The following is an 18,175-nucleotide window of genomic DNA, read 5'->3' on the forward strand; positions in this document are numbered from 1 at the left end:
GATTCTTGTGAGGTTTGTGAGCTTAGTGTCTTACCCCCCCCCCCATAGTGGCTAGAGAATCATCATCTTGTGCGTAAGTATAGGATAACAACGCACTTGCTAAAACTAGGCTAATGCCAAACTTTTTATCCATATTTTACTCCTTGTTAAAAATTTACTTGAATATTTTACATAAAAATCTTGCCAAGTGAGAGATTTTTGAGCTAGAGAGGGGATTGCCCTCTCTTAGACTAGAATCGATAGGAGTATCCAAGTGAGAGATAATCTTTGGAGATAAAGGCTGAATCATAGTTGTATATTCCATTCCACAAATCCCCATCAGAGCTTGAAGTATCTTGCTTGACTGCATTCTCAATCCCTCCAAAATCTAGGCGAAAATTGAGTGAGAATTGATGAGAGCCATAATAGTAGTGAAGCCCAATTTGAGGATAAATATTGTGAGAAATCATATCTTTCAAGGGTTGGCTAAACACATCGCCTTGAGCAGGTTGTCCATTAACCACACCGACTGCTTGAGCGTTGTTGTCGTTTTTTATGCTCTTGTAGTAGTTCATTGTATATCCAATCCCTGCACTTAGTCCTAGTGTATGCTCTCCACTCTCCCAAAAATCCCAAAGAAAATTGATATCAAGTCCAAAATTGATAGGGAGAAATTGAGAATTGTATTTGAAAGTTTGCTCCCAATTTTGAAAATTAAACTGAGTGTATTCAATAGTGTTGTTTATGGGAATCCCTGCCCCAATACACACGCTTCCTCCGATTCCATAGGCTTGTTTTACCCCTAGAGCTTCTTTGTCAAAATAATGTTGATAGCCAAATTTGATTCCTCCATTGAAAGAAAAATTAGAAAGTTTTCTTTCTTCTCCTAAGACTTGTATATCGATGCCATAGCGAGGGGTTTCTTTTGTGATGAGTGTTGCTTCTCCAAGATTGATTTCAATCCCTAGCATAAAGCCATTTTTAGATTTGGAATGTTTTTGGGGTATTAGAGGGGTTTCTTGTGTGGGCTGTGAGTTTAGTGTATTACCCCCCCCCCCATAGTGGCTAGAGAATCATCATCTTGTGCGTAAGTATAGGATAGCAACGCACTTGCTAAAACTAGGCTAATGCCAAACTTTTTATCCATATTTTACTCCTTGTTAAAAATTTACTTGAATATTTTACACTAATTATCTTCTTCACTCACACGCTTTTCAAACTCTTTAAACTTCTCAAACCACTCAGCAAAACTCTCTGCGATTTTGTGCCGATAGGAGAAATCCACATTATACACCCCTCCATCTCGGCAACTTAGCACCACTAGGGTATTGAGATACTCATCAAAATGGATCATTAAATCATCATTATTGAGAAGTGGGTGATCTCTGTATCGCTCTGTAGCTCCTATCACACAGGGATAATCTCCAATATCCTCAAAGCTCTCAAGATAGCCAAACACATCATAATACTCGCCATTATAATACCCCTCACGCTCAAGCCATTGAGCGTAATCGCTTGGGAGTTTGACTCCCAAACACCTCTCAACGATTTGGGTTCTGCTTGGCATAGGCGTAAAAAAGTAGCACCAAAGACGCTCCAAGCATTGCAAAGCTTAGAATCTGTCCCATACTAAAAATCCCATAATATCCCATTTGGCTATCAGGCTCACGATAAAACTCTGCGACAAATCTCATCAGCGAATACCCCAAAGCATACACCCCAATCAATGCCCCATCAAATCGCAAAAACCTCTTAGCCACCCACACAAACACAAAGACGACAATCCCTTCCAAAAACGCCTCAATAAGCTGACTAGGGTAACGCAAAGCTCCATTGATATAGATCCCAAAAGGCTTCCAAAAGCTATCACTCTCAGGAATCACCCTTCCATAAAGCTCGTGATTGAGGAAGTTTCCAATGCGTCCAAACACATAGGCAAGGGGGATACTTAGAGCCATTAAGTCAAGATATTGTAAGAAATTTTGCTTTTTTATCTTTGTATAGAGGTAGCTAGAGAGCAAAAAGCCCACGATTGCTCCGTGATAGCTCATCCCTGAGATTCCCACAAATGCACCATTTGAATCAAAGGGGTTGAAAATCTGCCAAGGGTGAGTGAGATACTCCCACCTCTGTGGAGAATACACTAGCACATACCCTAGCCTTGCTCCCAAAATCACGCCAAGCTCGGCAAACAAAAAGTAGTTTTCTAGCTCTTTTTTGGAGATATTGCAAAACCTTGAATCTTTGCGGAAATATTGAGCAAACCACAATGCACTCAAAAGTGCCAAAATATAAGCAATCCCATACCAATGCACTTTGATAGAAAATAGCTCAAAGGCTACGGGGTTGAAGTGAGAATACCATTCATTCATACAGACACCTTTTGATATTTGACATTAAATTTCTCAAGTAAGTATAAATCTTCTAGCATTCTAAAGCAAGAGTAATGCAAAACTAGAAGGTGGATTTCATAGCTATCGATTTTTATAAATTTTAGAAGTAAGCCTAGAATGTTCATATCAATGTTGGGTTGCTCGAAACTCACTACTACGCTTTTGCTCTGGGGGTATTGGGTGAGGGTAGAGCAAAAAAAGTTTTTAAACTCCATTCTATCTCGCTGAGGCTTGTATTTGCCTGTGCAGGTGATTTTGATTTGATTATCCTCTAGGAGCTGGGCTTCAAGTTTCATTGCATTAAATCCTTGAAAATTTTTGGTATTTTTGAGGTAATTTCATAATCAAAAAGTTTGATTTTGTGAGCGTGGAGCATTAGGCGTTTGGCATTGTTCCCTCCATAGAGGGTATCTCCAAAAATGGGGTGGTTGATGCTTTGGCAATGCACACGGATTTGATGAGTGCGTCCTGTTTTGATGATAGCTTGGATTAGGGTTTTTTTGCCACTGACTTGAAGAGGGGAGAGATGAGTGAGTGCAGGAAGCCCCTCTTTGCTGATTTTGCTTTTGGCAAAGCCTTTTTTTATCGTGAGGATTGGGCGATTGATTTCAACCTCTTCGCTTAAGATTCCATTGACGATAGCTAGATATTCTTTATAAACATTTTGTTTTTTAAACTCTTCTTTTGCCCTCTTGTGAAACTCGCTTCCCTCTTTGATAAGCAAAATCACCCCACTTGTCTCTCTATCAAGTCGATGAAGCAAACTCCAATCTTTGAAAAACTCGCACAAATCATAGCTTTCTACAAAGGCAGGTTTCTCCACTGCAAGGAGATTGTCATCTTGGAAGAGAATTTCAGGCTTACTCACCCTCTCCACTACAAATACGCTTTTCTCACTCAACTCTCCCCTAGCGATATTTAAGCGTTTGCCATTGACACTCACTAACCCTCTATCAATCAATGACTTAGCTTGTGCGTTTGAAATCCCCTCTTGAAGGGCAAGAAGTTTATAGGCTTTTTGCATTGCTTTCCTCTATGTAAAAATCAAGGTTGAATTTTATCGTTTTTGAGTTGTTGATTTGGCTAGAAACTTTGTGTGGAGTGTATATCCTTGATTGACTTGCACTCCACTAAGGCGTTTTGCACTCCCAATCCCAAGAAAGGGAGAGCTAATATGACACTGCTAATTATAGCTTTACCATTATGCCTTATTTTGACAAACGCATATTAGCAGTTGGAGGGGTTTCCCTCCTGTTGTATTTTCCTTAAAAATCAGTTTTGAATTAGCAAAATCAAATCCTCAAGCTTGTTTTGACTCTCTTTAATATTAGTTTTTGGGAGAGCCTTGTAATCCTTGAGCTTATCTGAAAGCTCATTATCTTCTGCTAGCTCATAGCCCTCTATGAGAGAGAAGAGGGCGTTTTGGTTATAAATATGCTTTCCACTTAGAATGGGAGCGTGGAAGTAGGCAGGTTCTAGGGGGTTATGCCCTCCCACAGGGACAAAGCTCCCACACAAAATCACACAATCAGCGATTGCATAAAAGTTGTTAAGCTCTCCCATAGCATCTACTAGCACCACATCTCCCCAAGATTGCCTAAAAGTGGAAAAAGTTTTGTCGTATTTTTGAGAGAACTCAAGGCAGAGTTTTCTCACTTCCTCAAATCTCTCAGGGTGGCGTGGGACGATGATAAGTGTGGCATTGAGATTGAGGGGGAGAAAGGATTGCAAGATGAGTTTTTCCTCATCTTTGTGGCTTGAAGCACACAAAATCACATCTCTATCTTTGGTGTAGGTGTGAGTGATTTGAGGGGTGGAGAAGATTTTGAGATTGCCAAAAAAGGAGACATTTTTAGCTCCTAAATTCTCTAATCTCTCCTTATCTATCTCACTTTGAGCCAATACACAATCCACTAGGGCAAAAAGTGAGGAGTAAAACCATTTTGCCCTCATATAGCTTTTGAGTGAGCGATTTGAGATTCTAGCATTGAGTAGCATTGTCTTTGCTCCCACGCTTTTGCCTACCCAAAAGAGCATTTTCCAAAGCTCGGCTTCTGTAACGATGAGGGTATGCAAAGAGCGTAATGAATTTTTCCAAAGAGGGAGAAAGATTTCAAAGGGCAGGTAGTGAGTGATGAAATTGTTAGGATAGCTCTCTTGGAAGCTTTGAAGATAGGCAAAGCCTGTATTTGTCGTGCAAGTGAGTAAGATTTTTGCATTTGGCTCTTTTTGGATAAGGGCTTTAAGAATGGGTTCATAGCTTTTGCTCTCTCCAAAGGAGCAGGCGTGAAACCAATATTTTGGCTCAAACTCAACTCTAAAATGGCGTAGAAAAAATCGTGAGGGGATAGAGTGAGAGTATTTTTTTTTGAGCGATAAAAGTGTCAAAAAAGGAAGTGAAATAAGATAAAGAAAGCAAAGAAGTAGAAAATAGCCAAGAGGGAAAGAGGGAGATTTTTCCATCTTTGGGGAGTTTTAGTCCTCTTGGATATAGAGGATTCTTCCACAATGAGGGCAAGTGGTAATATCATCGCCCTTGAGAACCTCTGTATAAACACGATCGTTGATTTTGATAAAGCACCCACCACAAGCTTGTTTATATACAGGCACAACGCTTGTGTTTTTTGCCCATTTTCGGATTTTTTCATAGAAAACAACGATTTTTTGATCCATTTTATCTACAAGTAGAGATTTTTTCTTAGAAATCACTTCTTGCTCTTTTTTGATTTCTTCTAGCTCTGAAGCGACTTCTTTTTCAATCTCTACAATATCAGCTTGAATGCTTTGAATACTTGCTTTAGTTTGCTCAATTTTCTCATCAACAGAATTGAGAAGCCCCTCAATGCGTGTGATTTCAGAGTTTTGATAAGTGATTTGCTCTCTTGCTAACTCTTCTTCAATATTGAGAGCTTTCAGCTCTTTTTCTGTCTTGACTTCTCCCATTTTTTTGCTAATGTCCTCAAGTCTAGCACCAAGAGTTGCAATGGTTTCATTGCATTTGAGAAGCTGAAGTCTATGACTTTCTTTTTGCTCTTCCAAAGAGAGGATTTCTTGCTCTTTGACTTCTTGCTGATAGAGCTTTGAGTTTAGCCCTTTTTTGATTTGCTTGATTTTTGGCTCCATAAGATCGATTTCTCTATCAAGCAAAGAGACATCAATGAGTTCTTTTAGATACTTATTCATCTGTTTTCCTTAAAGATTGTGTCAATGGATTTTCTAAATCGCTTATTATAGCTTCATACCCAAAATTTTTCAAATCCTTATGCAAAATTTTTGAAAAATATTTCTCACTCTCATAATGTCCCACATCAATGAGGGAGATTCCAAGACTTTTGGCTTCCATTGCATTATGGTATTTTATATCCCCTGTGATGAGGCAGGAGCGTGAGTGTGGAGTGATGAGAGGGAGGGCAGAGCAACCACTACCACACACGATATACACTCTCAAAATCTCTTCTTGAGTCTTTAGATAGGGAAGAGTAGGGGAGGAGAGGGAGGAGTGGATAGAGGAGAGCAGAGCGTGAAAAGGGGTGGGGGCAATCTCTTGCATAAGGGTAAATTCAATTTTTTGCAAATCCCTAAATCCCAAAACTTCAGTTGCAAAATAGTGATTGAGATGAGTGTGATCAAAGTTTGTATGCATTGCAATGAGAGAGCAATTTTTGGCTAGAAGGAGTGAGAGAATATTGCTAGGATAGGTGCTTGTATCAAGATTTTTTAGAGGAGAGAAGATGAGAGGGTGGTGAGTGATGATGAGTGAGTCTCTCTCTACTTTTTGAGCTAGGTGGGTATCTACCTCCAAAGAAAGATAGATTTTGCTTACCTCTTGCTCCATATTTCCTAGATTTAAACCACTATTATCCCATTTCTCTTGCAGGGCAAATGGGGAAATCTCATCGCAGATTTGATAAATTTCTCTAACTTTTGGCATATCAACTCACTTGTGTATAAAATATTGATTATTATGCCAAAGAGTTTTTGTATTTAGGAAAAGTAATGGTTGGAACTTATGTGAGTTTGGAAATCAAAAAAATGCTTCCCTTTGGTGCGATTATGGGAGATGAGGAGATTTTGCTTCCTAGAAAATATGTGCCAAAAGAGGCGTTGATTGGAGATAGGTTAGAGGTATTTGTCTATACAGATAGTGAGGATAGAATCATCGCTACTACACTTAAGCCCTATGGGACTTTGGGGGAGATTGTGGCATTGGAGGTGGTGGATATTCTTAGCAATGGGGTTTATCTTGATTTGGGGATTGCTAAAGATATTTTCTTGCCACTCAAAAACCCCTATGCCCTCAAAAGAAGTCAAAAAGTTGTCGTAAAAATCGAGAAAGACAAAGAGGGGCGACTTCTTGCAAACGCTCATCTCAAACTCTTGCCCTGCAAAGACAGAAGCAAAACCTATCAAGAGCTTCCTGCCCTCATCTCTCGCAAAACTCCTTTGGGGTTTGAATGTGTGGTGGAGGGGAAATATCAAGGTTTGCTCTACTCCTCTGAAGTCTTTGCTCCACTAAAAATAGGAGAGCAAGTGAGGGTAAGTGTCAAAAAAGTGCGAAATGATGGAAAGCTTGATCTTAAACTCACTCAAGAAGATGAGGCAGAGGTTTTGCTAAAGATTCTAAAAGAGAGGGGAAACACTCTTGCACTTAGCAATGAGAGCGATCCTCAAGAGATATATAAAATCTGTGGTATGAGCAAAAAATCTTTCAAAAGAGCTGTGGCAAAGCTAGGGGATAGGCTAGAGAAATCTCAAGAGGGGATTACCCTCTTAAGGTAGTTATTTGAAAAATGGTGCAAGTCCAATGACTGCGATGACAAGAGGTGCAACAAAAGCGATGATGATATACCAAATCTCAAAGAGAGTGGGGGAGAGATAATCTTTTGTATATTCTCTCAATCTCTTTTTTCCAATTACATAACTTGCAAAGATAAGGATAAAGAATCCACCCAAAGGCATAATGACTTTTGATGTGGCATTATCAAAAATATCAAACAAACTCATTCCACCGATACTGAAAATCGCACCATAATCAGCTGTGATAGAGAGGATTACAAAGATTCCCACAACTGAAATCAACGCACAGCATACCCAAGTGGCTTTGGCTTGACTCCACCCAAGTCTATCTTTGAGGTAAGCTGCGGCAGGTTCGACGATTGATACCGTGGAAGTAATCCCTGCAAACGCCACGCAAAGCATAAAGAGAAATGAGATGATATTTCCCCAAATTCCCATTTTGCCAAACACCAAAGGCAAAGAGATAAAAAGTAGCCCCGGCCCTGCACTTGCCTCTCCGTCGTATTGGAAAAGAAAAGCAAAAATCATCAATCCTGCAACAATAGAGATGAAAAGTCCTGAGACTACAACCCAAATAGAGCTTGAAAGCAAGTTTTCATTGCTATCAGCATACGCTCCATAAATAAGAATCGTTCCAAGTCCAAGCGAGAGGGCGAAAAAGACTTGCCCCAAAGCACTTAGCACCACATCGCTTGTGAGCTTCTCAGGGTGGAATGCAAACATAAAATTCCACGCCTTTCCAAATGAATCAAGTGTGCAAGCATAGATAAGCAATCCAATAAAGATAATGAAAAGCAAAGGCATTAAGATGAGATTAAGCTTCTCAATCCCTCCCTTTACTCCTTTTGCCACGATATATCCTGTCAAAAACATACACACAAGGAGTCCTGCGATTTGGGTAGGGATAGAACCTGAAGCCAAAGACACAAAAGACTGCTTAGCACTCTCCAAATCGTGAGGCAATGAAAAACTTCCAATAAAGAGATAATAAAGCACCCAGCCAAGCACCACAGCATAAAAAGTCATAACCATTGGACCACCAATAGTAATGATACCGATAAACTTCCAAGTCGCCTTTTTGTTTGGCTCTAGGACTACAAAGCTATCCACAGGGTTAGTTTTGGCTTTATTACCAATAAGCATTTCGGCAATCAACATTGAGACACCAATCACAAGTGCTAGAACAAGGTAAAAAAGCACAAACGCCCCTCCTCCGTTCTGTCCAGCCATATAAGGGAATTTCCAAATATGACCTAGACCAATGGAGCTACCCAAAGTAGCTAGAATAAAGCCTAGTTTGCTGAAGTTATTCATAACTCCCTCCTTTTATTTGAAAATTCTTAAAAGGTTTAGATTTTATCCTATATTTTAAGGATATCACCAAGAAATTTTGATTTTGTGCGATTTTAGTGTGTAAAATGCATTTTTTAAAATCAAAAAATCTTTAAGGATTGGGTATGAAAATCAGGGTTTATTATGAAGATACAGATTGTGGTGGGATTGTCTATCATAGTAATTATTTGAAATTTTGTGAGAGGGCAAGGAGTGAATTGTTTTTTGGTAAGGGAAAAATGCCTTATAATCAAGCTTTAGGTTTTGTCGTAAAAAATATCAAAGCAGATTTTATCAAGAGTGCAAAGCTTGGCGATGAGCTTTGGGTAAAGACTTCACTTCTTGAGCTAAAAAAAGTGCAACTCACTCTAAAACAAGAGATTTTTAGAGAAGAGGAGAAAATTTTTTCAATGGAAGTAAGACTAGGATTTATCGACTTTGAGAGGGGCAAACCTTGTGAGATGACACAAGAATTTTTGGAGGTGCTAGAATGCAAGAAATAGAGGGAAAACCACAGATTGACTACCCTACACAATGGGAGTATCGAATCATTGGTAAAGACAAAAAAGAGTTAGAAGAGATTGTGAAGGGTATTTTCCCCTCAAGCTATACGCTCAAAGATGGCAACACTTCTCACGGAGGGAAATTTGTCAGTATCGTTGTCAGCACTGAGGTTGCAAGTGAAGAAGAGAGGAATGAGCTTTTTGCCAAACTAAAAAACCACCCACATATCTCAATGGTTCTTTAAATGCTAAAGATTGGAAAGATTGATTATCTCAATCTTTTACCCTTTGATGTGTATCTTAAGAGATTTCCTCTAAGCTCACAACAAAAGAAAATGATTGCTTACAAAAAATCCTATCCTGCCAAGCTTAATAAAGATTTTTTATTTTCTAGGATTGATGCAGGGTTTGTAAGCTCTATTATGGCTTTGGGGAGAAAAAAAATCGCACAAAATGTCGGAATCATTGCCAAAGGCGAGGTATGGAGCGTGATTGTGCTTCCCCTAAATTCTCAAGATGACTATCAGTCAGCCACCTCTAATGCTTTGGCTAAGGTGCTTGGAGTGAGTGGAGAAGTGAGGATAGGGGATAGGGCATTACGCTACAAACTAGAGGGGGGAGAATATCAGGATTTGGGGCTTTTGTGGTGGGAGAAATATCAGCTTCCTTTTGTCTTTGGGCTGTTTTGCTCCAAAAAGCAAAGCTTACAAGTGAATGCGATGATCAAGGGATTTGCCAAAGCCAAGAGCAAAATCCCTCACTATATCTTAGAGCAGAGAGCTAAGCAATCTCAAATCAGCCCCAAAGATATCAAAGCCTATTTGCAAAAAATCTACTATGCTCTTGGTGGGAAGGAGAAGAGAGCATTAGAGCTATTCCATAGAGAGCTAAGAATATTGGGGGTTAGGAAGCCTAAGAGGGGTTAGAGTTATTTCTTGCAACCAATGTTAAGAAAATCTATTTCTCTATATTTTCCTAGATTGTCTGAATATGCATGCCCTCTCTTTGTCTTGATTGTTTCTTGGATTTTTTGTAAATCAAGAAAATTTACCATATCTGTATCTATTTTGGCAATTTGCTCTAATATTCTTGCATAGGCTATATCTCCACCATGAAACCCATCATAAAATTCACAATCTATTGTCTGGAGCTTGTGTGGATTAAGAAAATGAAAAATTTTATTCTTTCTTGCGAACTCATCAAATTTTTGTAACCAAGCAAAATCTTTCTTCTTTTCATTGACAAGCACATTGTAAATTGTAGGGGATAGTGGAGTTGTTAGTGTTAGGACTTGAATCTTGTGTTGCTTGAGTAATGCAAGTAGAGAATAAAACTCCTCAATTCTTGGATAATCAAGCTCTTCTCCATAAAAGAAAGGAAAAATTTCTTGATCGATTCTCTCTTTGGAATTGCTGAATTTTTTGTCTTCAGCAGGAGAGATGCCTGAGAGTGTAGAGAAGTATAGATAAGATCCATCAGGAAAACTTCCATTTGATTTTGTAATCGCTCTAAATCCCAGACTTGGGATTGATGTATAGGGATTTGTTGTTGTTTGATGTGCGATGAGCTGATTGATGAAAATAGAAGGATTTGAAAAGAAAATTTTTAAAGCATTAAAGATTTTTGTAGAATTGATATTCTTTCCATTATTTTGCTGATAGGATAAATACTTATTGTTTGGCATTTTTTTGTTGAACCACCAAGGATCGATTCCCAAGATTACCAACTTTGGTTTGTGATTTTTTATCATCTCCTCGACAAAATAATATGTTTCAGCCAAAGAATTTCCTGCATTTGCTGCAGCAACAAAAGAGGTTTTGAAAAACTTTTGTTTAAATTGTCCCACTCGTGATGAGCCAATGGCAACAATATCAGGTTTGATTTCTTTTATGAGTTCAAGGCGATAGGAAAAATAATTTTCATTGAGTGCAGATCCATAAATAGCATTGTGTTTGATTTGATATTTGACAATTTGTTGATATGTATTATGTTCAAAAAAAGCACTTAAGATACTCAAAAAAATAAACACAAATACTATCCCCATAAACAAGCATGATAAATACAAAAGAGAAAAAGTCTTAAATTTCATAGAGAATCCTAAAAATTGAAGTATAAAAATTGAGATATTTTGTTGAGATTGATAAGGGAATAGAAGCTAATAATCACAACAAAAAATAGCCAAAGCCAAGAAGGAGCGAGACTCTTTGTGAGTTGATTTGAGTTTTTAAAATATATGCAGATAAACAAAAAGCATATAGAAAAACAAATGAGCATTTTTCCATCATCTGTAATATGAGAAAACACTCCCCCATATTCCACATTTCCAAACACTTTTGTAAGCTTGTCGTGATATTTTTGAAATACATAAGGCAACACCACCCCATTCCCTCCCACCATACTCTTTAGCATACTCATAGCCCCACTTACACTCTCACTTCTAAAAAACACCCAAGAGAGATTGATGAAGTTAAAGGTAAGAATCCAACACATTGCAGTATAGAGTTTGCTTCTAATCTCCTCTATCCCAAACACACTCTTTAAAATATTGCGATACACTCTTTGAACCACCATTGCACTTGCGTGTAATACTCCCCAAATAATAAACCCCCACCCAGCTCCATGCCATATTCCACTCAAAGTAAAGACAATAAAGACATTAACTAGCTCTCTACTAAATCCTCTCTTATTTCCTCCTAGAGGGATATAGAGATATTCAGTAAGAAATCTCCCCAAAGTCATATGCCATCTCTTCCAAAACTCTTTAATATTACTTGCTTTATAAGGAGAGTTGAAATTGATTGGCAAAGTGATTCCAAAAAACAGAGCAATCCCTATTGCCATATCACAATACCCACTAAAATCAAAGTAGAGCTGAAAGGTATAAGAGAGAGAAGTAAGCCAAGATTCTAAGAAGTTTAAAGTCCCTCCACTCTCCACTGCATTAAACCCATTATTAGCATAGATTGCAAAGTTATCAGCCACAACAACTTTTTTAAATAATCCAATGGAGAAGATAAACAACCCTCTAGCAAATCTCTCCCAATCCACTAGCTCTTTTTCTTTGCTTAGAAGTGAAGCAAACTGAGGCATCATCTCTTTGTGATGAACAATAGGTCCAGCAATGAGTTGAGGAAAGAAAGTGATAAAAAGAGAATAATCTATAAAATCAATTCTTTTAATCTCTTTGCTTCTATAAGTATCTACTAGAAATGCAATCTGCTGAAAGGTTACAAACGAGAGTGCAAGAGGAAGAAGAATGTGAGGAAGAGGAAGTGAGAGAGAAAAGAGAGAATTGAGATTAGAGAGAAGAAAATCAGTGTATTTAAACCCTCCAAGCAATAAGAGATTGAAAACTATGCCAACAATTAGCCAAAGCTTTCTATACCCCCCCCCCCCCTAGAGCAGTAGGAGTAGAAGCAATCTTTGTGGCTAAGAGATAATTGGCAATAATAGAGAGAAGCAAGATAGGAAGATAAGAGAGTTTCCAAAACCCATAGAAAAACAAACTCCCACACACTAAAAACACTTTAGAGGCTCTAAAATATCCCAATCTCTTCAAAACATAAAAGCCTATAAGCATTATAGGGAGAAAGGCAAAGATGAAGATGTAGGAGTTGAAGAGCATTGGGAAAAAGCCTTTTGTATAGAATATTTTTGTGTGATAGAATATCCTAAAAACTCTTAAAAAATGATAAAAACACCTAGATAAGGAGTAAATATGAAAGAAGTCATCAACCATTTTTATGAGCTAACCAAAATCCCGCATTGCAGTTTTGAGACAGAGAAAATGCGAGATTTTTTGGTGGAGTATGCCAAAAGTTGTGGGTGTGAGGTGAGTGTGGATAGTGTGGGGAATATTCACGCTTACAAAGGAGAGCCAAAGGTGTGTTTGCAAAGCCATTATGATATGGTGTGTATGGGCGTTGCTCCACATATCGAAGTCATAGAGCAAGATGGGTATCTCAAAGCCAAAGATTCTAGTCTTGGGGCAGATAATGGTATGGGGTGTGCGATGATGATGGAAGCGATGAGGGAGTTTGAAAACGTTGAATGTCTTTTTACAAACGATGAAGAAGTGGGGCTTGTGGGAGCAAATGGTTTGGAGCATAACCTCAAATCAAAAAGGCTTCTCAATCTCGATCACGAACACGACACAGAGGTAACTATCGGCTGTGCTGGAGGGGTGGATATCTTTGTGAGAGATTGTGATGAGGGGATTGAGAGAGAGGGGGAAGTGTATGAAGTGGAGGTCTATGGATTTAAGGGAGGGCATTCAGGGGTGGATATTTTGAGTAATCCTACAAGCTCGATTAAGACTCTAGCCTCTTTTATCAAGCGATATAATGGAGAAATCATCAGCTTCAAAGGTGGAGAGAGAATCAACTCTATCCCTAAATATGCCAAAGCTAGAGTGATTTTCCCTCAAACTCCCAAAGATGAGGCCCATATCAAAATCACGCATTTGGGGAGAGGTAAAGAGAGGGTATCATCTCAAAGCTCTAAGTTCCTTTGGGCAATCAATAGCTTCTCTCACGGATTGCGAAGCTATAACACTACGCTAAATATCGCTCAAACAAGTATCAATCTAGCTATCGCAAAGCTTGAGGGGGGCAAGGTTGAGATAGATCTCTTTGCACGATCCAATGATGAGGGAGAACTAAGGGCGATTGAGTTTGAGAGTATGGAGTTTTTCTCCTCATTTGCCTCTGTGCTTTCAGACAATTTCTATCTCCCTTGGGAGCCAAAGAAAAGTGAGTTTTCTGAAGAAGTGTTGGAAGTGATGAGGGCTTATAATCCCAATGCAAACTACTATGCAATCCACGCAGGGCTTGAGTGTGGAATCATCGGTGCAAAAGTGCAAGGGCTTGAGTGTTGCTCCATTGGTCCAAACATTTATAATCCCCACTCCACTGATGAGCGATGTGAGATTGGCTCAGTTGAGAGGATTTCAAAAGTGGTGTTTGATATTGTGAGGAAGTATCAGTAAATTATTCCTCAAACAACTCTGTGGGGTCGATTTTGAATTGAAGCATATTGGCAGTTTTTGCCCCACTATCTCCACCCTTTCGTTGGATTAGCACCCTTGCAAAGTGGATTGAACCTCTTGGAGAGATACTTATCTCTCCAAAGACATAATGGTTGAGAACCTCACTAATATTTTTGAGAATCCACCGAGCGTTGGTTGGGGTTTTTTGAGCGACTAGAACCCATTCTGCACTAAACTCTCCTCTGCCCTTGATAATGTCTGTGAGAATCATAATTTTGTTTTGATTGAGCCACTCTAGGAGTTTGCTTTGCTCTTGGACTGAAAACTCTGTGGCAAACATTCTGCGTTTGTCTTTGGGGTTGGCTATATATGGTGGTTTTTCTCCTGTAAAATATTTTAAAAGTTCCACAATCTCACTTGGAATATCCCATAGTTTTGCATAATTATCCACCCAACGCTTATCAATTTGGTTGAATCCTTTTTTATTGCTCACCAGTTTGACTTGAATGTTTTGAATATCAATGGCTTTTTTAAGTTTGATTTGGATTTGGACATTCAAGTCGGCTTTGTGTCCTGAAATCACAATGGCTTTAACCCATTCAATTTATTCTAATCTGTATTGCATTATCTCTAGCCAAAGTTGGGCTTCATTGTCGTTTTGCCAATGATTGAACTTATTGGCAATTTCTTTTTCATTCAAAAACCCTGTTTTTGCAATCTGACTGCCTGAAATCTTAGTCATTGTCATACTCCTTGATTTTTTTTCCTATCGCTTCAATCACAGGCACACTCATTGCATTGCCTACTTGGGAGAGAATTTTGTTTTCGATATTTTTTAGATTTTTTATTTTTTCTGCCAAGTTTTTAGGGAATCCTTGCAAAAGTAGCCCCTCATATGAGCTGAGTTTTTTGAGTTTTTTATCTTTTGTATAGAGGATTCCGTGTCGTCCTGTTCTGAGGGTGGGGACTTTTTGGGGGTAGATTCGACAATCACTTTGTCTTGTGTCAATCACATTGTAATCTTCTTGCAAAATCTCTTCAAGATTGATTTTTCCTTTGTTATAAGCATTGTTGAGGTATTTGATAAAGGTGGGGTTTTGTATATCAAACTCTTCTGTCTCATCACACAAAAACTCCTCTATTTTTCCCTCTCCACTCTCTTGGGGAAAGTCAAAAGGGTGAGTATAAAGCTCATTTTTTATCCCCACGATATAAATCCTCTCTCTCATCTGTGGCAAACCAAAATCAAGACTATTTAACACCCTATATCTCACAATGTAGCCCAAAGCAGTGAGAGAATCTACAATAGTCTGAAGTGTTTTTCCACGATTGTGATTGAGCAATCCTTTGACATTTTCTAAGAGAAAAAATGGAGGATTTTTAGCTTGAAGGATATTTTGGATTCCAAAAATGATTTGCCCTCTATCATCGCTAAATCCTTCTCTTTTTCCCACAATACTGAAGGTTTGACAAGGAAAACCTGCGATGAGATACCTAAAATCAGGGAGGGTGCTAGGCTCAATTTTCATCAAATCTCCAAAATTTTGATAATTCCCAAAAAATAGCTCATAGGTTTTTGCAGGATTTGGATCAATTTCACTATGCCCTACACACTCTAAACCACAATGCTCTAATCCCAATCTTCCTCCCCCAATCCCAGAGCAAAAATCAAAAAATGTATTTTTCATCTCTTCCCTCTAATTTTCTCTAGCCACTCATTAAGCGTTTTCTCATACCCTTTAGAAGTTTTTTGGACAAACTCCAAAGGAGTGGAGAGATAGGGTTGCTCTACCCACCCTCCAAAGTCGTGGGGATAGAGATAGTTTGGGCTAGAGGGGAGGATATTTGAGGGGATAGGAAGAGGGGGATTGGCTTTAAGATATTCCATTGCCTTATCAATGGCTTCATAGGCTGTATTGCTTTTGGGGGAACTTGCAAGATAGATGACACATTGGGCTAAGATGATTCTTGCTTCAGGATAGCCGATTTTCCTCACAGCTTGAAGTGTGCTGACTGCAAGGTTTAGGGCATTGGGATTGGCATTGCCAATATCCTCACTTGCAAAGATGACAAGTCTTCTGGCGATAAATTCTGCACTCTCTCCACTCTCAATAATCCTAGCCAAATAGTAAATCCCCGCATTCTCATCACTCCCTCTAATAGATTTAATCAACGCACTTGAGAGATTATAATGTGTATCATCTTCACTCACCCCCTCACTCATCGCATTTGGACGCAAAGATTTTAGAGTTTCAAGTGTAATAGGGGTGCTAAATGAAGCAAGATCAAGGAGATTGAGCATTGCCCTTGCATCTCCACTACTTGAGCTGATAAGATAATCCTCCACCTCTTGCTCTATTTTAAGATTCACTACCCTCAAAGCTCTCTCTAGCAATACCCTCATCTCTTGTTTGCTTAGGGGAGAGAATTCGTAAATAAAACTCCTAGAGCGAATGGCGTTGGTGAGAGAAAAAGTGGGGTTAAGGGTGCTTGAGGCAAGGATATGGGCAAGATTATCTTCCATTATAGGAAGTAGGGCTTCTTGCTGAGTTTTGCTCAATCGATGCACTTCATCGATGAAGATTACAGGCTTGAGCAAAGAGTTTGGCGTGATGATTTTCCTCAAATCCTCAAGTTTAAAATGTGTGGCATTAAGTTCATAAAACTCACTCCCCACGCTTTGAGAGAGAATCCTAGCTAGGCTTGTTTTCCCACTCCCTGGCGGTCCATAGAAGATACAATGGGGCAAAATCCCCTTACTTATGGCTTTGTAGAGTGGAGTGTGTTTGCCGATGATATGGCTCTGCCCCACAAAATCTTCTAGTTTGCTAGGGCGAAGAAGAGAGGAGAGATTTTTCATTTCTTCAAAATGATTTCATAAGAGCTTTGTTTGAGCGTTACAGACTTTGGCTTGGGGCTTGGGGCTTGGGCTTTTAGCTCTTCAGTGAGTGCATCAAGCTCATCTAATCGCTCTTTAAGTCTTAAGATGATATCCACTCCTGCAAGATTCACTCCCAAATCCCTTGTAAGGCGTAAAATGGTTTTAATCTTGTCGATATCCCTTTGAGAATACAATCGCATTTTGCCATCGGTTCTACCTGGTTGGATTAATCCCTCTTTTTCGTATTGTCTTAGGGTTTGAGGGTGGATTTCTAGGATTTTTGCCACAACGCTAATGAGATATACAGGTTCATCATAACTATACATTTATAACTCCTTTTCAAGTAGTTTGACAAGCTCAGGGGAGAGTGAGCTAATGCTTGGCATTATGATATTGGCTTTGAGATAGAGATCGCCCTTTGCTCCACTCTTGCGATTGATTGCTCCTAGCTCTTTAAGTCGGAATCTTTGGTTGTTTTTCACGCCTTGAGGGATTTTGAGCTTGACTTCTTTATGCAATGTTTGCACTTCCACACTCCCTCCAAAAAGTGCTGTTTTTAGGGGGATATCAAAAGATTTGATAAGATCATCACCCTCTCGCTCATAGCTTTCATCTTTTGCTACCCTAACTTTAAGAAGCAAATCCCCACTATATCCTCCATTGCTTCTTCCCTTGCCTTTGAGTCGGATTGTTTCATTGTCTTTGATTCCTGCAGGGATTTTGATATCAAAGTTGTTGTAGTGATATTTTCCCCCTAGAATTGCTGTGGAGAATGGGATAGTGATTGAGTCCTGCAAATCAAGATTGGGAGTGCCAAACCCTCCAAATCCTCCTCCACCAAAGCCACCAAACCCTCCCCCAAAGCTCTCAAATCCCCCAAAACTACCTCTACCACCCCTTGAGCTAAATCCTCCCCCACTTCCAAAGATTTGAGAGAGAATATCATCAAGATTTACCCCATTTGCTCCTGCACCTCGTGTGAAGTCGCTAAAGTTTTGTCCCCCAAACATTCCATCGCCAAATTGATCGTATTGTGCCTTTTTATTCTCATCACTTAAGATTTCATAGGCTGCATTGATTTCTTTAAACTTCTCTTCTGCTCCTGCTTCTTTGTTGATATCAGGGTGATATTTGCGTGCAAGACGGCGATAAGCCTTTTTGATCTCATCCATACTTGCATTTTCACTGACTTCTAATGTGCTATAAAGACTTTTTGCCATAATTTACTCCTAAACTTTTTTGTAAAATTATTATGTTTTTTCAAATATTTTTTCAATATTTAAGCGTTATTGTATAATAAAAC

Annotated in this window: 23 protein-coding genes; 5 read left to right on the plus strand and 18 right to left on the minus strand. The window is 39.0% G+C overall.

The features are described from left to right. Positions 1 to 230 precede the first annotated feature (230 nt). The 8 genes from CQA58_RS02785 to CQA58_RS02820 form a co-directional block, all read right to left on the minus strand. Complete coding sequence (locus CQA58_RS02785; RefSeq protein WP_115569199.1) at positions 231 to 950, minus strand: hypothetical protein; 720 nt, start codon at positions 948 to 950, stop codon at positions 231 to 233. Positions 951 to 1,165: 215 nt separating this feature from the next. Next, positions 1,166 to 1,513, minus strand: a complete 348-nt coding sequence (locus CQA58_RS02790) for an SMI1/KNR4 family protein (RefSeq protein WP_170126727.1) — start codon at positions 1,511 to 1,513, stop codon at positions 1,166 to 1,168. Between the two features lie 7 nt (positions 1,514 to 1,520). After that, on the minus strand, positions 1,521 to 2,351 hold the full coding sequence (gene lgt, locus CQA58_RS02795) for a prolipoprotein diacylglyceryl transferase (protein ID WP_115569201.1): 831 nt from the start codon (positions 2,349 to 2,351) through the stop codon (positions 1,521 to 1,523). Then, positions 2,348 to 2,668 carry a hypothetical protein gene (locus CQA58_RS02800; RefSeq protein ID WP_115569202.1) on the minus strand — a complete coding sequence of 107 codons (321 nt, stop codon included), beginning with the start codon at positions 2,666 to 2,668 and terminating at the stop codon, positions 2,348 to 2,350. The genes lgt and CQA58_RS02800 overlap by 4 nt, the downstream gene beginning before the upstream one ends. Beyond that, positions 2,665 to 3,396: a pseudouridine synthase family protein gene (locus tag CQA58_RS02805; protein ID WP_115569203.1), complete on the minus strand. Its 732-nt coding sequence runs from the start codon at positions 3,394 to 3,396 to the stop codon at positions 2,665 to 2,667. The genes CQA58_RS02800 and CQA58_RS02805 overlap by 4 nt, the downstream gene beginning before the upstream one ends. A 248-nt stretch (positions 3,397 to 3,644) precedes the next feature. Next, positions 3,645 to 4,835: a lipid IV(A) 3-deoxy-D-manno-octulosonic acid transferase gene (waaA, locus tag CQA58_RS02810; protein WP_115569204.1), complete on the minus strand. Its 1,191-nt coding sequence runs from the start codon at positions 4,833 to 4,835 to the stop codon at positions 3,645 to 3,647. 12 nt (positions 4,836 to 4,847) lie between these two features. Further along, positions 4,848 to 5,555 carry a zinc ribbon domain-containing protein gene (locus CQA58_RS02815; RefSeq protein WP_115569205.1) on the minus strand — a complete coding sequence of 236 codons (708 nt, stop codon included), beginning with the start codon at positions 5,553 to 5,555 and terminating at the stop codon, positions 4,848 to 4,850. Continuing rightward, positions 5,548 to 6,303 carry a Nif3-like dinuclear metal center hexameric protein gene (locus CQA58_RS02820; RefSeq protein ID WP_115569206.1) on the minus strand — a complete coding sequence of 252 codons (756 nt, stop codon included), beginning with the start codon at positions 6,301 to 6,303 and terminating at the stop codon, positions 5,548 to 5,550. The genes CQA58_RS02815 and CQA58_RS02820 overlap by 8 nt, the downstream gene beginning before the upstream one ends. A gap of 65 nt (positions 6,304 to 6,368) precedes the next feature. Between CQA58_RS02820 and CQA58_RS02825 the strand changes: the two genes are divergently transcribed. Then, positions 6,369 to 7,151, plus strand: coding sequence for a CvfB family protein (locus CQA58_RS02825; protein WP_115569207.1), 783 nt, complete (start codon positions 6,369 to 6,371; stop codon positions 7,149 to 7,151). Here the strand turns inward: CQA58_RS02825 and CQA58_RS02830 are convergent, their stop codons facing one another. Continuing rightward, positions 7,152 to 8,483 (minus strand): sodium-dependent transporter, encoded by a 1,332-nt coding sequence (locus CQA58_RS02830; RefSeq protein WP_115569208.1) that lies wholly within the window; start codon positions 8,481 to 8,483, stop codon positions 7,152 to 7,154. Between the two features lie 143 nt (positions 8,484 to 8,626). On the opposite strand from CQA58_RS02830, the gene CQA58_RS02835 reads away from it, so the two are divergent. The 3 genes from CQA58_RS02835 to CQA58_RS02845 are packed head-to-tail and all read left to right on the plus strand — an operon-like array spanning position 8,627 to position 9,930. After that, positions 8,627 to 9,004: a YbgC/FadM family acyl-CoA thioesterase gene (locus CQA58_RS02835; RefSeq protein WP_115569209.1), complete on the plus strand. Its 378-nt coding sequence runs from the start codon at positions 8,627 to 8,629 to the stop codon at positions 9,002 to 9,004. Further along, positions 8,992 to 9,249 carry an HP0495 family protein gene (locus tag CQA58_RS02840; RefSeq protein ID WP_115569210.1) on the plus strand — a complete coding sequence of 86 codons (258 nt, stop codon included), beginning with the start codon at positions 8,992 to 8,994 and terminating at the stop codon, positions 9,247 to 9,249. Before CQA58_RS02835 ends, CQA58_RS02840 begins: the two co-directional genes overlap by 13 nt. Further along, a complete protein-coding gene (locus CQA58_RS02845) occupies positions 9,250 to 9,930 on the plus strand; it encodes an MqnA/MqnD/SBP family protein (RefSeq protein WP_115569211.1) in 681 nt (226 codons plus the stop codon). A gap of 2 nt (positions 9,931 to 9,932) precedes the next feature. Here the strand turns inward: CQA58_RS02845 and CQA58_RS02850 are convergent, their stop codons facing one another. Genes CQA58_RS02850 through CQA58_RS08420 form a run of 3 tightly spaced genes read right to left on the minus strand, consistent with a single transcriptional unit; the run spans position 9,933 to position 12,629 of the window. Beyond that, positions 9,933 to 11,093 (minus strand): hypothetical protein, encoded by a 1,161-nt coding sequence (locus CQA58_RS02850; protein ID WP_115569212.1) that lies wholly within the window; start codon positions 11,091 to 11,093, stop codon positions 9,933 to 9,935. A gap of 8 nt (positions 11,094 to 11,101) precedes the next feature. After that, entirely contained in the window at positions 11,102 to 12,343 is a 1,242-nt protein-coding gene (locus CQA58_RS02855) for an MBOAT family O-acyltransferase (RefSeq protein WP_342767774.1), read from the minus strand. 40 nt (positions 12,344 to 12,383) lie between these two features. Then, positions 12,384 to 12,629, minus strand: a complete 246-nt coding sequence (locus tag CQA58_RS08420; RefSeq protein WP_342767775.1) for a hypothetical protein — start codon at positions 12,627 to 12,629, stop codon at positions 12,384 to 12,386. Between the two features lie 93 nt (positions 12,630 to 12,722). On the opposite strand from CQA58_RS08420, the gene CQA58_RS02860 reads away from it, so the two are divergent. Beyond that, positions 12,723 to 13,991 carry a M20/M25/M40 family metallo-hydrolase gene (locus tag CQA58_RS02860; RefSeq protein WP_115569213.1) on the plus strand — a complete coding sequence of 423 codons (1,269 nt, stop codon included), beginning with the start codon at positions 12,723 to 12,725 and terminating at the stop codon, positions 13,989 to 13,991. A gap of 1 nt (position 13,992) precedes the next feature. Here the strand turns inward: CQA58_RS02860 and CQA58_RS02865 are convergent, their stop codons facing one another. Genes CQA58_RS02865 through CQA58_RS02885 form a run of 6 tightly spaced genes read right to left on the minus strand, consistent with a single transcriptional unit; the run spans position 13,993 to position 18,092 of the window. Then, a complete protein-coding gene (locus tag CQA58_RS02865) occupies positions 13,993 to 14,595 on the minus strand; it encodes a PDDEXK family nuclease (RefSeq protein WP_342767778.1) in 603 nt (200 codons plus the stop codon). Further along, positions 14,596 to 14,733, minus strand: coding sequence for a hypothetical protein (locus tag CQA58_RS08425; protein ID WP_342767776.1), 138 nt, complete (start codon positions 14,731 to 14,733; stop codon positions 14,596 to 14,598). Next, a complete protein-coding gene (dcm, locus tag CQA58_RS02870; protein WP_115569214.1) occupies positions 14,726 to 15,679 on the minus strand; it encodes a DNA (cytosine-5-)-methyltransferase in 954 nt (317 codons plus the stop codon). Before dcm ends, CQA58_RS08425 begins: the two co-directional genes overlap by 8 nt. Continuing rightward, complete coding sequence (locus CQA58_RS02875) at positions 15,676 to 16,851, minus strand: replication-associated recombination protein A (protein WP_115569215.1); 1,176 nt, start codon at positions 16,849 to 16,851, stop codon at positions 15,676 to 15,678. Before CQA58_RS02875 ends, dcm begins: the two co-directional genes overlap by 4 nt. Continuing rightward, positions 16,848 to 17,198, minus strand: coding sequence for a heat shock protein transcriptional repressor HspR (locus CQA58_RS02880; RefSeq protein ID WP_115569216.1), 351 nt, complete (start codon positions 17,196 to 17,198; stop codon positions 16,848 to 16,850). The genes CQA58_RS02875 and CQA58_RS02880 overlap by 4 nt, the downstream gene beginning before the upstream one ends. Then, positions 17,199 to 18,092, minus strand: coding sequence for a DnaJ C-terminal domain-containing protein (locus CQA58_RS02885; RefSeq protein ID WP_115569217.1), 894 nt, complete (start codon positions 18,090 to 18,092; stop codon positions 17,199 to 17,201). Positions 18,093 to 18,175: the final 83 nt, after the last annotated feature.

The sequence above is a fragment of the Helicobacter brantae genome (genome assembly GCF_003364205.1).
GTDB classification, from domain to species: domain Bacteria; phylum Campylobacterota; class Campylobacteria; order Campylobacterales; family Helicobacteraceae; genus Helicobacter_G; species Helicobacter_G brantae.

Bases quoted from the DNA above. Each gene is read 5' to 3' on its own strand.
- CQA58_RS02785 (WP_115569199.1), bottom strand. From the start codon at position 950: ATGCTAGGGATTGAAATCAATCTTGGAGAAGCAACACTCATCACAAAA.
- lgt (WP_115569201.1), bottom strand. From the start codon at position 2,351: ATGAATGAATGGTATTCTCACTTCAACCCCGTAGCCTTTGAGCTATTT.
- CQA58_RS02800 (WP_115569202.1), bottom strand. From the start codon at position 2,668: ATGAAACTTGAAGCCCAGCTCCTAGAGGATAATCAAATCAAAATCACC.
- CQA58_RS02805 (WP_115569203.1), bottom strand. From the start codon at position 3,396: ATGCAAAAAGCCTATAAACTTCTTGCCCTTCAAGAGGGGATTTCAAAC.
- waaA (WP_115569204.1), bottom strand. From the start codon at position 4,835: ATGGAAAAATCTCCCTCTTTCCCTCTTGGCTATTTTCTACTTCTTTGC.
- CQA58_RS02815 (WP_115569205.1), bottom strand. From the start codon at position 5,555: ATGAATAAGTATCTAAAAGAACTCATTGATGTCTCTTTGCTTGATAGA.
- CQA58_RS02820 (WP_115569206.1), bottom strand. From the start codon at position 6,303: ATGCCAAAAGTTAGAGAAATTTATCAAATCTGCGATGAGATTTCCCCA.
- CQA58_RS02825 (WP_115569207.1), top strand. From the start codon at position 6,369: ATGGTTGGAACTTATGTGAGTTTGGAAATCAAAAAAATGCTTCCCTTT.
- CQA58_RS02830 (WP_115569208.1), bottom strand. From the start codon at position 8,483: ATGAATAACTTCAGCAAACTAGGCTTTATTCTAGCTACTTTGGGTAGC.
- CQA58_RS02835 (WP_115569209.1), top strand. From the start codon at position 8,627: ATGAAAATCAGGGTTTATTATGAAGATACAGATTGTGGTGGGATTGTC.
- CQA58_RS02840 (WP_115569210.1), top strand. From the start codon at position 8,992: ATGCAAGAAATAGAGGGAAAACCACAGATTGACTACCCTACACAATGG.
- CQA58_RS02845 (WP_115569211.1), top strand. From the start codon at position 9,250: ATGCTAAAGATTGGAAAGATTGATTATCTCAATCTTTTACCCTTTGAT.
- CQA58_RS02850 (WP_115569212.1), bottom strand. From the start codon at position 11,093: ATGAAATTTAAGACTTTTTCTCTTTTGTATTTATCATGCTTGTTTATG.
- CQA58_RS08420 (WP_342767775.1), bottom strand. From the start codon at position 12,629: ATGCTCTTCAACTCCTACATCTTCATCTTTGCCTTTCTCCCTATAATG.
- CQA58_RS02860 (WP_115569213.1), top strand. From the start codon at position 12,723: ATGAAAGAAGTCATCAACCATTTTTATGAGCTAACCAAAATCCCGCAT.
- CQA58_RS08425 (WP_342767776.1), bottom strand. From the start codon at position 14,733: ATGACTAAGATTTCAGGCAGTCAGATTGCAAAAACAGGGTTTTTGAAT.
- dcm (WP_115569214.1), bottom strand. From the start codon at position 15,679: ATGAAAAATACATTTTTTGATTTTTGCTCTGGGATTGGGGGAGGAAGA.
- CQA58_RS02875 (WP_115569215.1), bottom strand. From the start codon at position 16,851: ATGAAAAATCTCTCCTCTCTTCTTCGCCCTAGCAAACTAGAAGATTTT.
- CQA58_RS02880 (WP_115569216.1), bottom strand. From the start codon at position 17,198: ATGTATAGTTATGATGAACCTGTATATCTCATTAGCGTTGTGGCAAAA.
- CQA58_RS02885 (WP_115569217.1), bottom strand. From the start codon at position 18,092: ATGGCAAAAAGTCTTTATAGCACATTAGAAGTCAGTGAAAATGCAAGT.